The sequence below is a fragment of the Candidatus Polarisedimenticolaceae bacterium genome (assembly GCA_036376135.1).
GTDB lineage: Bacteria > Acidobacteriota > Polarisedimenticolia > Polarisedimenticolales > DASRJG01 > DASVAW01.
In genome coordinates this window covers 34,017-46,331 of record DASVAW010000107.1, presented here as the reverse complement: position 1 = coordinate 46,331, position 12,315 = coordinate 34,017, and the positions used below count along the sequence as shown (strand labels likewise).

General features: G+C 68.2%; 11 protein-coding genes. All 11 read right to left on the bottom strand.

Going from position 1 to position 12,315, the window contains the following annotated elements:
- Positions 1-2 precede the first annotated feature (2 nt).
- The 11 genes from VF139_10995 to VF139_10945 are packed head-to-tail and all read right to left on the bottom strand — an operon-like array spanning position 3 to position 12,282.
- Positions 3-869, bottom strand: coding sequence for a cytochrome c oxidase subunit 3 family protein (locus tag VF139_10995; GenBank protein ID HEX6851918.1), 867 nt, complete (start codon positions 867-869; stop codon positions 3-5).
- Between the two features lie 6 nt (positions 870-875).
- Positions 876-2,552, bottom strand: coding sequence for a cytochrome c oxidase subunit I (ctaD, locus tag VF139_10990; protein HEX6851917.1), 1,677 nt, complete (start codon positions 2,550-2,552; stop codon positions 876-878).
- Positions 2,553-2,568: 16 nt separating this feature from the next.
- A complete protein-coding gene (coxB, locus tag VF139_10985) occupies positions 2,569-3,552 on the bottom strand; it encodes a cytochrome c oxidase subunit II (GenBank protein HEX6851916.1) in 984 nt (327 codons plus the stop codon).
- A 20-nt stretch (positions 3,553-3,572) separates the two neighbouring features.
- Positions 3,573-4,382, bottom strand: coding sequence for an SCO family protein (locus tag VF139_10980; GenBank protein HEX6851915.1), 810 nt, complete (start codon positions 4,380-4,382; stop codon positions 3,573-3,575).
- Positions 4,379-4,699: a hypothetical protein gene (locus VF139_10975; GenBank protein HEX6851914.1), complete on the bottom strand. Its 321-nt coding sequence runs from the start codon at positions 4,697-4,699 to the stop codon at positions 4,379-4,381. Before VF139_10975 ends, VF139_10980 begins: the two co-directional genes overlap by 4 nt.
- Before the next feature lie 10 nt (positions 4,700-4,709).
- Positions 4,710-5,927, bottom strand: coding sequence for a hypothetical protein (locus VF139_10970; protein HEX6851913.1), 1,218 nt, complete (start codon positions 5,925-5,927; stop codon positions 4,710-4,712).
- A 2-nt stretch (positions 5,928-5,929) separates the two neighbouring features.
- Complete coding sequence (locus VF139_10965; protein ID HEX6851912.1) at positions 5,930-6,580, bottom strand: cytochrome c; 651 nt, start codon at positions 6,578-6,580, stop codon at positions 5,930-5,932.
- 3 nt (positions 6,581-6,583) lie between these two features.
- Positions 6,584-7,129 (bottom strand): DUF3341 domain-containing protein, encoded by a 546-nt coding sequence (locus VF139_10960; GenBank protein HEX6851911.1) that lies wholly within the window; start codon positions 7,127-7,129, stop codon positions 6,584-6,586.
- Entirely contained in the window at positions 7,126-8,544 is a 1,419-nt protein-coding gene (gene nrfD, locus VF139_10955; protein ID HEX6851910.1) for an NrfD/PsrC family molybdoenzyme membrane anchor subunit, read from the bottom strand. Before nrfD ends, VF139_10960 begins: the two co-directional genes overlap by 4 nt.
- 4 nt (positions 8,545-8,548) lie before the next feature.
- Positions 8,549-11,626, bottom strand: coding sequence for a TAT-variant-translocated molybdopterin oxidoreductase (locus VF139_10950; protein ID HEX6851909.1), 3,078 nt, complete (start codon positions 11,624-11,626; stop codon positions 8,549-8,551).
- Positions 11,614-12,282 carry a cytochrome c3 family protein gene (locus VF139_10945; protein HEX6851908.1) on the bottom strand — a complete coding sequence of 223 codons (669 nt, stop codon included), beginning with the start codon at positions 12,280-12,282 and terminating at the stop codon, positions 11,614-11,616. The genes VF139_10950 and VF139_10945 overlap by 13 nt, the downstream gene beginning before the upstream one ends.
- Positions 12,283-12,315 lie beyond the last annotated feature (33 nt).

Genomic DNA, 12,315 nt, shown 5'->3' with positions numbered 1-12,315 from the left:
CCTCAGTGGATCAGGTACAGGAGCGGGAAGAGGAAGATCCAGATCAGGTCGACGAGGTGCCAGTAGAGACCGACGAAGTCGACCGGCGTGAAGTACTGGGGGCCGTACGCGCCCGCCGCGGCCTTCTTGAGGATCCAGCTGATCAGCCCGATCCCGACCACGACGTGGATCCCGTGCAGGCCCGTCATCAGGAAGTAGATCCCGAAGAAGACCTGCACGTTCTTCGCTTCCCTCGCCGTGTGGGTGGCGTGCTCGGCGTCGCCGCGCGCCTCCTTCGACACGGTTCCCGTCGGGCCCTGCGGCGCCGGCGCGACCTTCGACTGCTCGAAGACGACGTCCTTGGCGAGCGGCGTCATCGGGGCGACCGGCGGGAGCGCCGGCGCGGGGGCGGGCTTCTCGGCGGCCTTCGTCTCGTGGTGGCCGAAGGCGGCCTCCTTCGCGTGCTCCGACGGGGCGTATTTGGTGCCCCACATCAGCCCCTCGTGCCACTTGTGCCGGTACTCGACGTACTTGATCCCCATGAAGCCGAAGCCGCCGAGGATCGTCAGCGCGAGGAGGACCTTGAGGGCCTTCTGTTTTCCGAGCTGCGCGCAGCGGACCGCCCACGCCATCGTCAGCGAGGAGCACAGCAGGACGACGGTGTTGATCCCCCCGAGCGTGCTGTCGAGGAACCGGTGCGCGTACAGGAAGATCTCCGGGTGGTTCGCCCGGTAGACCGCGTACGCGACGAAGAGGCCTCCGAACATCAGGATCTCGGTGGCGAGGAACAGCCAGATCCCGAGCTTTCCCGAGTCGAACTGCTGCGCCGGCGTCTCGAAGTGATGCTGGAGGTGCGCCGGATGATCGTGGTCGTGGGCGGCGTGACTCATCGCGGATCAGGCCCTCGCGGCGTGTTTCGGGAGGTACGAGTCCGTCGCCGGGTCGTACTGGAGCCGGGTGTAGTCGTAGGGGTCCTCGGCCGTCGGCGTCTCGGAGAAGTTGTCGTGCGGCGGCGGGGAGGGCGTGTGCCACTCGAGCGAGTTCCCGCCCCAGGGGTTCGTCGGGGCGGCCTTGCCGCGGAAGAGCGAATGCAGCAGGTAGGCCGCGATCATGACGAAGCCGGCGCCCATGAGGTACGAGCCGATCGTCGACACGACGTGGTAGCCGTGGTAGGCCTCCACGTAGTTGTAGTAGCGGCGGGGCATCCCCTGGCTTCCCATCAGGAACTGCGTGAAGAAGGTCACGTTGAACCCGACGAAGACCATCGCCGCGGCGACGCGGCCCCAGAACTCGCTGTACATGCGCCCGGTGATCTTCGGCCACCAGTGATGGAGGCCGCCGAGGAAGGCGATGACCGTGCCGCCGAACATCACGTAGTGGAAGTGCGCGACCACGAAGTAGGTGTCGTGCAGGTGCACGTCGACGGCGAGGGCGCCCAGGTGCAGGCCGGTCAGGCCGCCGATCCCGAACAGCACGATGAACGACAGGGCGTAGATCATCGGCGTGTTGAGGACGATGCTGCCCTTGTAAAGCGTCGCCAGCCAGTTGAAGGTCTTGATCGCCGAGGGGATCGCCACGCTGAAGGTGAGGGCCGAGAAGATCATGTTCGCGACGCCCGACTGGCCGCTCGTGAACATGTGGTGGCCCCACACGAGGAAGCCGAACGCGGCGATCGCGATCGACGAGAGCGCGATGAAGCTGTAGCCGAAGATGTGCTTGCGGCTGTGGATCGAGATGAGCTCGGAGATCACGCCCATCGCCGGGAGGATCATGATGTACACGGCGGGGTGCGAGTAGAACCAGAAGAAGTGCTGGTAGAGGACCGGGTCGCCGCCGAGCGACGGATCGAAGATCCCGACGCCCATCACCCGCTCCGCGATCAGGAGCAGGAGGGTGATCGCGAGGACCGGCGTCGCGAGGACCTGGATGAGGGCCGTGCCGTAGAGCCCCCAAAGCATGAGGGGCATCTTGAACCAGGTCATCCCCTTCGGGCGGAGCTTGTGGATCGTGACGATGAAGTTGAGGCCGGTCAGGATCGAGCTGAACCCGAGGACGAAGACGCCGAAGGTCGTCTTGATGACGTTGGTGTTCGTCGTCGTGCTGTACGGCGTGTAGAAGGTCCAGCCCGTGTCGACGCCGCCGGTGATCACCGCGGCGATCATCAGGGTGGCGCCGGTCACCCACAGCCAGTAGCTCGCGAGGTTGAGGCGCGGGAACGCGACGTCCTTGGCGCCGAGCATCAGAGGCAGCACGAAGTTGCCGATCGCCGCGGGGATGCCGGGGATGATGAACAGGAAGATCATCACCGCGCCGTGGAGGGTGAACATCTTGTTGTAGCCGTCGGCGGTCATGACCGTCTGTTGCGGACCGAGCAGCTCGGTGCGCACCGCGAGGGCCGCGAACCCGCCCAGGGCGAACGCGGAGAGGATCGAGACGAGGTACATCACCCCGATCCGCTTGTGATCGAGGGTGAGGGCCCAGGACAGGAATCCGGACGAGTGCGTGAGGTAGTTGGTGCCCCCGCCCCCGGGCTTCACGCCCGCGCCGGTGAGGGTTCCTTCGGCAGTGCCCATCGGTGTTTCTCCCGCCTCACTTCTCGAGGGTCTTGATGTACTCGATGATCGCGGTGATCTCCTTGTCCTTCAGGCGACCCTGATAGGTGGGCATCACCGGCTCGTACCCCGCGACGATCTGGCCCTGCGGGTTGAGGATCGAGCTCCGGACGTAGTTCTCGTCGACGAGCACCTTCTCGCCGGTCTTCAGCTCGGCCGGGTGGTTCCAGATGCCCTTGAAGCTCGGGCCGGTCCCCGTCTTGCCGTCGACCGAATGACACTGCGCGCACCCGCGCTGCTGGTAGAGCTTCTGCCCCGCCTCCCAGAGCTTCTCCGGGGGGAGCTTGTCGATGTAGTTCGCGGCGTCGGCGAGCCACTTCTCGAACTCCCCCGGGGGATGCACGATCACCCGCGCGAGCATGTTCGAGTGGCTGGTCCCGCAGTATTCGGTGCAGAACAGGTCGTAGTCCCCCGGGCGCTCGGAGCGGAACCACAACGAGGTGTACCGGCCCGGCACCACGTCCTTCTTCACCCGGAAGTTCGGGACGTACAGGCTGTGGAGCACGTCCTGCGAGGTCATCGTCAGCTTGACGTTCTGGCCGGCCGGGACGTGCAGGTTCGCGTCGACGTACCCGTTCGGGTAGGTGAACGACCAGTTCCACTTCTGGGCCAGGACCTGGATCTCGTAGGAGTTCAGCGGTGCGCTGTGCAGGTCGAGGTACCGCGTGAACCCCTCCCAGAAGATCCAGATCACGATGAACAGCGGGATCACCGTCCAGGTGACCTCGAGGGCCTGGTGGTGGGTCGCCGTCTGCTGCTCGACGTGCCCGGGGCGCCGGCGGTACTTCGCGATGAAGACGAGGAGCACGGCGGTGATGAGGACGAAGAAGAAGATCGAGATCCACGTCACGACGTCGAAGAGCCAGTCGACGACCGGCGCCTGCTCGGACGCCTGTTGCGGGAGCCACGCCGTCGCGTCGCGCCCGGTCGCCTGGATCGCGTTCCACAAGCTGGCCGTCATGCCGAAGCCTTCCGCTCCTCTCACGCCACGCTCCGGCGGCGGAATTCCCGCGCCCAGAACGAGCCCAGGACGACGGCCAGAACCAGCGTCGTCAGGATCGCTCCGAACCGCATGATCTTCAGCGCTGCCGGGGCGTAGGTGCCCGTGCTCGGGTCGTAATGGTAACAATAGAGAATCAGCTGATCCAAAGCGGAGCCGATCCGCCCCTCGGAGGCCTCGACGAGGGCGAGTCGCAGCGTCGCCGGCTCGAACTTCACGCCGTACAGGTACTTCGACACGCGCCCCTCGGGGGTCAGGACGAGGATGACGGCCGCGTGCGCGTACTGGTCGGCTTGCGCGTCGTACGTGTAGCGGAACCCGACCGCGTCGGTCAGCCGCTTGACGCTCTCGGCGCTTCCGACGAGGAACGGCCAGCCGCGGTCGGCGAGCGGCTTCCCGTACTCCTCGAGGTAATTCTGCTTCTTCGCCCGCGCGAGCGTCGGCAGCTCCCTCGGGTCGATGCTGACGGTGACCGACGTGAACTCCCCGCCGGGGTACCAGTCGAGCGCCTTGAGCCCCTCGATGTAGCCGTTGAGCACCAGGGTGCACAACATCGGGCACCGGTAGTAGTTCAGCGTCAGCACGACCGGTTTGTCCCCGCGAACGAAGTCGCGCAGGGTGACCTTGCGGCCCAGGTCGTCGGTGAACTCGAGGTCGAGCGGGACCTGCGCGTCGAGCTTCTCGTCCACGCCCACGCCCTCGAGCTCCTTGGGGAGGGGCTCGGTGCGGTCCGCCGACACGGCCGGAACGGCCGTCGCGGCGAGGACCACGGCGAGGGCGAACGCGTTCATGGGCGCGCGGCCTGTCCGGCGCGCTCGGTCACGACGAGCTCCATCGCGCGGTCGATCGGCATCCGCACGACCCCCGTCGCGGGATCCTTCACCCAGCGGGAGATCTTGTCGCGCTGGCGGGCCTGGAGGTCCTGCAGCTCGACGGGGGCCTGCGCCTCCACCTTCTGCCGGAACTCCGCGGCGTCGGCCTTGTCGTAGAGCCCCTGCAGGGCCACCACGATGCCGACGAGCAGCGCGACGCCGATGACGCCCGTGGCGACGGTCCCCGCGATGTCGGGGTTGTCCTCGGCGACGTGGGAGAGGGCGGGTTCGTTCATCACGGGCTCCCTAGATGTTCTCGAACCGGATCGACTCGGCCAGGCGCGGGTCCTTCCGCGGCACCAGCGCGCGGCTCGACAGGCGGCGCAGCGCGAAGAAGGCGAACAGTCCGCCCATCCCCAGGAACAGCGCCCCGTCGACCATCGAGAACGGCAGGTGCTCGGGGAACGCCTGCGGCATCACGATCCAGTAGAGGTCCATCCAGTGCATCGCCAGCATCCAGCAGGCGCCGAACGCGAGGATGGGCTTGCGGCGCTTCATGTGGCGCGACATCAGCAGGAAGAACGGCGCGACGAAGTGACCGAAGAGCATGAGCCACGACACGGGCGCCCAGGCGTCGTTCATCCGATAGGCGTACCAGACCGTCTCCTCGGGGAGGTTCGCGTACCACATGAGCATGAACTGCGAGAAGCCGATGTAGGCCCAGAAGACCACGAAGGCGAAGACGAGTTTGCCCATGTCGTGGTAGTGCTCGTCGTTCACGAGGCCGCGGACCCTTCCGGCGCCCTGCACGAGCATCGCGATCAGGGGGAGCAGCGCGAAGAACCCGACGACGCAGCCGGCGAAGAAGTAGACCCCGAAGATCGTCGAGAACCACTGCGGCTTGAGCGACATGAGCCAGTCGAACGAGAAGAAGGTGGCGCTCAGGGCGAACAGCAGCGTGCCCGGGGCGGCCCAGCGCTGCATCCGGACCGTCAGATCCGGGTCGCCCGAGGCGTCCTGCTCGGTGGAACGCGAGAGGAACCAGTGCGCGAGCGCTCCCCAGATCAGGAAATACACGGCCGTGCGGATGAGGAAGAAGGTCGGGTTGAGGTACCCGAGCTTCGCCTCGACCAGCGGGTCGCCGTGGGCGACGGCCGGGTCGGCCCAGGGAAAGACGGTCGACAGCTTGAAGGCGATCGGGGCCAGCAGGATCAGGGCGGGGAGCAGGATGTTGGCGGCGACCGCCTCGGCGAAGCGCCGGACGACGACGCTCCACCCCGCCCGCGTGAGGTGCTGGATCAGGGTGAAGAACAGCCCGCCGAGCGCGAGGCTCGTGAAGAAGGCCGCGTTCGCGAGCCACGAGTGCCAGAACTGGCGCCAGCCTCCGTCGAGGCCGCCGCCGGCGACGAACGCCCCGACGAACCCGATGGCGCCCACCGCCAGCGCGATCATCTGCCAGCGGGGACCGATCTCGTCGAGGGTCAGGCGCTCGGAGGCGAGGTCCACGTGCTTGTGCGAGGCCACGGCTACTTCTCCGCCAGCCGGGCCCGAAGGTCGGCCGGAACGTCGGTGTCGGTCCCGTGCTGGCTGCGCTGCAGGGCGCGGACGTACGACACGATCGCCCAGCGGTCCTGCTCGGGGATGATCGGCCCGTAGGCCGACATGGTGCGGATGCCGTTCGTGATCGTGTTGAAGAGGTGGCCGTCGGCGCGCTGCCGGACCTGGTCGTCATGGAGATTCGCGGGCGGGACCCAGGTCCCCTCCTGCAGCCGGTCGGCGCGCACGCCGACGATGCCGTCGCCGTACCCCGACAGGCCGTGGCAGGGGGAGCAGTAGATGCCGAACCGCTCTTGACCGCGATGGAGCAGCGCGGGCGTCACCTCGACCGGAATCGCCGTGACCCACTGCCCGTTCTCGAGGCCGCGGTAGAACCGGTCGTCGTTGCGCAGCTGGCCGCGGGCGACGGTGCCGGCGACCGGCGGGCGCTGCGCGCGCGTGTCCGAGAAGACCGGGTTGGAGCGCTGGGCCTTGTACTTCGGCTGGTTGTCCATGCCCTGGATCGGGTGGACCCGCGGGAGCGGCGAGAGCGTGTAGCGGGCCTTGAACAGGTACGCGAACGGCACCAGCGCCACGACGGCGACGGCGATCAGCGTGAGGCGCAGCGAGCGCGGCAACATCCCCTACTCCTCGATCCACTCGACGTGGAGGCTGCCGGCGTCGCGAAGGAGCTTTTCCGTCGCCTCGACGTCGAACCTCGGGTCGGTCGCCTCGATGCTGATGAAGAACCGGTCGTCGGTGGTGCGCTTGAAGCGTGCGTTGCGCAGCAGCGGGTGGAACCACTGCGGCAGGCCGTTGAACGCGAGCATGCCGCCGAACGCGGTGAGCGCGCTGAGCAGGATCGTCAGCTCGAACGCCACCGGGACGTTCGCGGGAATCGACCAGAACGGCTTGCCGCTGATGATGACGCGGTAGTCGTAGGCGTTCATCCACCACTGCATGAGGAATCCGCCGAAACACCCCGTCAGCCCGGCGCCGAGCACGACCCAGGGGAGCTTGGTCGGCTTGATCCCCATCGCGCCGTCGAGCCCGTGCACGGGGAACGGCGCGTGACAGTCCCACTTCGAGAATCCCGCGTCGCGCACCGCCTCGGCGGCGTGCACGAGCTCGGCGGGAGTCCGGAACTCCGCGAGCAGGCCCCAGAGGGCGCGACCGCCGGCGCCGCTCATCGGTGGCCCTCCGCGCGGCCCTGCGGGTGCGGCTGCGGCATGACGCTCTTCACCTCCGCCATCGCGATCATCGGGAGGAACCGCAGGAACAGCAGGAAGAGGGTGAAGAACAGGCCGAAGCTCCCGGCGAGGGTCAGGTACTCGACCCACGTCGGCTCGTACATCGACCAGTTCGACGGGATGAAGTCGCGGTGGAGCGAGGTGACGATGATGACGAAGCGCTCGAACCACATGCCCACGTTGACGAGCACGCCGACGGTCCACACGACCCAGACGTTCGAGCGCGCCGCCTTCGACCAGAAGACCTGCGGCACGATCACGTTGCAGGTGACCATCGTCCAGTACGCCCACCAGTACGGGCCGAAGGCGCGGTTGATGAAGACGAAGCGCTCGGTGGGGCTGCCGCTGTACCAGGCGATGAAGAACTCGATCGCGTACGCGTAGCCGACCATCATCCCGGTCGCGAGCAGGATCTTGCACATGTTGTCGATGTGCCGGAGGGTGATGATCTCCTTGAGGCCGAACCACTCGCGCGCGGGGACGATCAGCACGAGCACCATCGCGAATCCGCCGAAGATCGCGCCCGCCACGAAGTAGGGCGGGAAGATCGTCGCGTGCCAGCCCGGGAGCATCGAGGTCGCGAAGTCGAACGACACGACCGAGTGCACCGAGAGGACAAGCGGCGTCGCGAGCGCGGCGAGCAGCAGGTAGGCGCGCTCGTAGCGGTGCCAGTGCCGGTGCGAGCCGCGCCAGCCGAGGCTGAACAGGCCGTAGGCGAACTGCCGGATCTTGCCGGAGGCCCGGTCCCGGATCGTGGCGAGGTCGGGGATCATCCCCATGAACCAGAAGACCAGCGACACGGTCGCGTACGTGGAGACCGCGAAGACGTCCCAGAGCAGCGGGCTGCGGAAGTTCGGCCACATCTGCATCTGGTTCGGGATCGGGAAGAGCCAGTATGCGAACCAGACCCGGCCGACGTGGATCCCCGGGAAGGTCGCGGCGCAGATGACCGCGAAGATCGTCATCGCCTCGGCGAACCGGTTGATCGAGGTCCGCCAGTTCTGCCGGAACAGGAAGAGGATCGCGGAGATCAGCGTCCCGGCGTGGCCGATGCCGACCCAGAACACGAAGTTGGTGATGTCGAAGCCCCAGCTCACCGGCTTGTTCAGGCCCCAGACGCCCACGCCCGTCGTGAACAGGTAGAGGATCATCGCGCCGAGGATCCCCGCGAAGAACGAGGCGACGGCGAAACCGACGTACCACGCCTTCGGGGGCTTCGGCGCCTCGACGATCCGGCAGACCTTCTCGGTGACCGACGCGTAGTCGTTCTCGCCGAGGATCAGCGGCGCGCGCCGGGTCGGGTCGTCCGTCGTGTTGTCGAGGACTTCCCGGCGATCGATGGAGATGACGCCCATGCCTCTAGGCCTCCGAGCCGTGGTGGCCGCCGCCGTGGCCGGACGTCGGGGGCTCGACCGTGAACCCCTCCGGCCGGTTCTTGAGGCGCGCCATGTACTTCAGCCGCGGCTTGGTGTTGATCTCCTCGAGGACGCCGTAGCTGCGCTTGTCCCCGAAGGCCGCCGCGACGCGGCTCCCCTCGTCGTTCAGGTCGCCGAAGACGATCGCCTGCGTCGGGCAGGCCTGCTGGCAGGCGGTGACGATCTCGCCGTCCTGCACGCGCCGCTGATCGTTCTTCGCCCGGATCTTGGCCCCCTCGATCCGCTGGATGCAGAAGGTGCACTTCTCCATCACGCCTCGCGAGCGGACCGTGACCTCGGGGTTGTAGACCATCGACTCGATCGCGTTGGGGTGCTTGTGGTTGTTGAAGTAGTTGAACCGCCGCACCTTGTACGGGCAGTTGTTCGAGCAGTACCGCGTGCCGATGCAGCGGTTGTAGACCATCACGTTGAGGCCTTCCTGGTCGTGCACGGTGGCCGCCACGGGGCACACCTGCTCGCAGGGGGCGTTCTCGCAGTGGTGGCAGGTCATCGGCTGGAAGGCGAGCGAGTGCGGCCGGTCGGGGCTTCCCTGGAAGTACCGGTCGATGCGCAGCCAGCTCATCTCGCGGCCGCGCCTTACCTCCGCCTTGCCGACCACCGGGATGTTGTTCTCGGCGTAACAGGCGACCGCGCACGCCCCGCACCCGATGCAGGACGACAGGTCGATCGTCATCCCCCACTTGTACCCCTCGTAGGCGTGGGGGCTCCACAGCTGGATGTCGCCCGGGACGTGCACCATGTGCTGCGCGAAGTCGGGATGCTCCCGGAAGTAATCCAGGTCCGCCTCGCGGACCAGGTGCAGCGCGCGCCGGTCGCGCTCGGTCTTGCCGAGATCGTCGACGACGTGGTGGTCCTGGACGGAGACGATGTCGTAGGTCGCCCCGGTCCCGGCGACCTCGGCGACTCCGAACCACGACGAGGCCGCGCTGCGCACCGGGTAGACGTCGAACCCCCGCCCCGTCCCCACGCGGCCCGCGCGGCGCCTGCCCCAGCCGGTGTGGAGGACGATCGTGTTCGCGGCGGTCCCGGGGAGCACGAAGACGGGGATCTCGATCGAGCGCCCGTCCACCGTGACCTTGACCACGTCGCCGGTTCCGACGCCCAGCGCCTTCGCGGTCGCGGGACCGACGATCGCGGGGTTGTCCCACGTCGTCTTCGTGAACGGCTCGGGCATCTCCTGCAGCCAGCCGAGGTTGGCGAAGCGGCCGTCGTGCACGGGGATCGAGCGCTCGAAGACGACCTCGAGCTTCGACCCCTCGACGGCGGTCGTCCCCGCCGCCGCGGCGAGCTCCGACGACCATGCGGCCGCGGTGATCTCGGGGACGATCGCGGGGAAGGCGCTGTCCGCGACGATGCCGTCGTGGAGCACCTGTCTCCAGCGCGGCTCGAAATCGGGGGTCCCGAGCGCGCCGCCGAGCGAGCGGCGGACGAGGTCGTACCCCTTCGCGGTCGGCTCCTCGAGCAGGAGCGCGAGGGTCTCGGCCGCGGTTCTCCCGTCGTAGAGCGGCTCGAGGACGGGCTGCGTCACCCCCCACGTTCCGTCCCACGAGCGGAGGTCGCTCCACGCCTCGAGGTAATGGGCCTTCGGCAGGTGCCAGGAGCACACCTCCGACGTCTCGTCGAGGTAGTCCCCCAGCCGCCAGGTCTCGCGGACCTTGCCGAGAGCCGCGGGGAGGCCGGCGTCGGCGGGGGCGTCGAAGACGGGGTTGCCCCCGAGCAGGATCAGCGTCTTCACGCCGCCGTTACCGATCGCGGCGGTGAGGGCACCCAGCGACGCGGCGTGCGCCGGGCGGTCGCCCTCGGGATCCTCGGTGTAGCGCACCGTCGTCCCGGCGTTGCCGAGCATCGCGTTGATCGCGTGGGCGAGCGCGTGGACGACGGCGGGCTGCCGCGGCCCCGCCGCGACGATCGACCGCCCGCGGTTCGCGGCGAGGTCGGCGGCGATCTTCTCGATCGCGGGGTCGGTGAAGGCGTTGCGCCCGAACGCATCGATCGCCGGGCGAATCGACTGGAGGCTCTCGGGAAGCGCGACCCCCGCCTTCAGGAGGGCTGCGGCGACCTTGCCTGCGACCACCGCCACCATGCGGGCCTGCACGGGAATGCGGACATCCGCGACGCCGCCGGTGAGCGAATACACGCTCTCGACGGCGTAGAGGCGGTTCATCGACCCGCCGGCCGCCGAGCGGCGCGAGCCCCAGTGGCGCGCGTACCGGACGCCGTCGGGGTGCGCCATCAGCAGATCCGCGTCGAGCGCGAGGACGACCTCGGCCTCGGCGAGCGCGTAATGGGTCCGGACGGCCCGTCCGAACGCCAGGCGCGCCCCTTCGCGCTCCTGGTCGCGGTTCAGCGGCTCCCAGGTGTGCCACGACGCGTTGGGGTAGGCCGCGAGGAAGCGCGCCTTGAGATCGGCGAGGCTCGGGGAGGAGGAGGCCTCGCACAGGACGCGAAGTCCGCGGCCGCCGTCGGCCTTGTGCTCGCGCATCGTCGGCAGGGCGTGCGCGAGGAAGGCGTCCCAGCCGCGCTCGACGAAGACCTCGCCCTGCCGCTCCGACACCCGGACCTCGCGGTCGGGGTCGTACATCTGGAGGACGCTCGCCTGCGCGAGGTGGTCGGTCCCCCCGAGCGAGGCGGGGTGCATCGGGTTCCCGTCGACCTTGATCGGGCGCCCGTCGTAAGCGGTGACGAGCAGCCCCTGGACCGAGCCGCCGATCTCCATCGACGTCGCGTACTGCACCGGCACGCCGGGGACGTACCCCTCGGGGCGGTGCGCGAACGGGACGAGTAGCTCCGCCGGCCAGCGGCGGCAGCCGGTCAGGCCCGCGAGCGCGACCGAGGCGCCCATCAGCTTGAGGAAGTCCCGCCGCGACGGGGCGAGCATCTCGTCCGCGAAGAGCGGGAACTCCCGCCGGACGAGCTCCCGGAACTCGGGCTTGTCGGCCAGGTCGTCGAGGCTGCGCCAGTACGCCCGGCCGTCGTGGTGCTCGTCGGTCATCGATGACATGTGCTGCAGTCCTGCGATGGATTGAGGTTCAGCGCGGCGCGGAGCTTCCTGCCCAGCTCCGCGCGGTCGCCCTCGGGTTGCCACGCCATGTTCGTCACCTGATCCACCGGCCTCAGGCGCGGCTCGGGGTTGCGATGGCAGTCCAGGCACCAGCCCATGCTGAGCGTCTGCGCCTGGTAGACGACCTCCATCTTGTCCACGCGTCCGTGGCATTCGACGCAGCCCACGCCACGGCGCACGTGCGCGCTGTGGTTGAAGTAGGCGTAGTCGGGAAGGTCGTGCACCTTCACCCACGGGATCGGCATCCCGGTGGTGTAGCTCTCGCGAAGCGCGACGAGCTTCGGCGAGGTGGTCCGGATCTTGGCGTGACAGTTCATGCACGTCTGCGTCGGCGGGATCGCCGCGTGCGCGGCGTTCTCGACCGTGTTGTGGCAGTAACGGCAGTCGATGCCGAGCTGCCCCGCGTGCAGCGCATGGCTGTACGGGATCGGCTGGACCGGCGCATACCCCACGTCGGTGGTGCGTGGCGAGGCGCCGTACCAAACCAAGATCACGAGATAGATGGGGAGGATGCCCAGTAGGATGGCGCCCAGGACGTCGCGGAGACGGTCCACCCACTTGGGAAACGAAAAGGTACCGACCTGGTCCTGATTCATGTGTGGGGTGGATCGTAGCAACCCACCCCAACC

Excerpts from the sequence above, each read along its gene's own strand:
- VF139_10995 (HEX6851918.1), bottom strand. The coding sequence starts at position 869 with ATGAGTCACGCCGCCCACGACCACGATCATCCGGCGCACCTCCAGCAT.
- ctaD (HEX6851917.1), bottom strand. The coding sequence starts at position 2,552 with ATGGGCACTGCCGAAGGAACCCTCACCGGCGCGGGCGTGAAGCCCGGG.
- coxB (HEX6851916.1), bottom strand. The coding sequence starts at position 3,552 with ATGACGGCCAGCTTGTGGAACGCGATCCAGGCGACCGGGCGCGACGCG.
- VF139_10980 (HEX6851915.1), bottom strand. The coding sequence starts at position 4,382 with ATGAACGCGTTCGCCCTCGCCGTGGTCCTCGCCGCGACGGCCGTTCCG.
- VF139_10975 (HEX6851914.1), bottom strand. The coding sequence starts at position 4,699 with ATGAACGAACCCGCCCTCTCCCACGTCGCCGAGGACAACCCCGACATC.
- VF139_10965 (HEX6851912.1), bottom strand. The coding sequence starts at position 6,580 with ATGTTGCCGCGCTCGCTGCGCCTCACGCTGATCGCCGTCGCCGTCGTG.
- VF139_10960 (HEX6851911.1), bottom strand. The coding sequence starts at position 7,129 with ATGAGCGGCGCCGGCGGTCGCGCCCTCTGGGGCCTGCTCGCGGAGTTC.
- nrfD (HEX6851910.1), bottom strand. The coding sequence starts at position 8,544 with ATGGGCGTCATCTCCATCGATCGCCGGGAAGTCCTCGACAACACGACG.
- VF139_10950 (HEX6851909.1), bottom strand. The coding sequence starts at position 11,626 with ATGTCATCGATGACCGACGAGCACCACGACGGCCGGGCGTACTGGCGC.
- VF139_10945 (HEX6851908.1), bottom strand. The coding sequence starts at position 12,282 with ATGAATCAGGACCAGGTCGGTACCTTTTCGTTTCCCAAGTGGGTGGAC.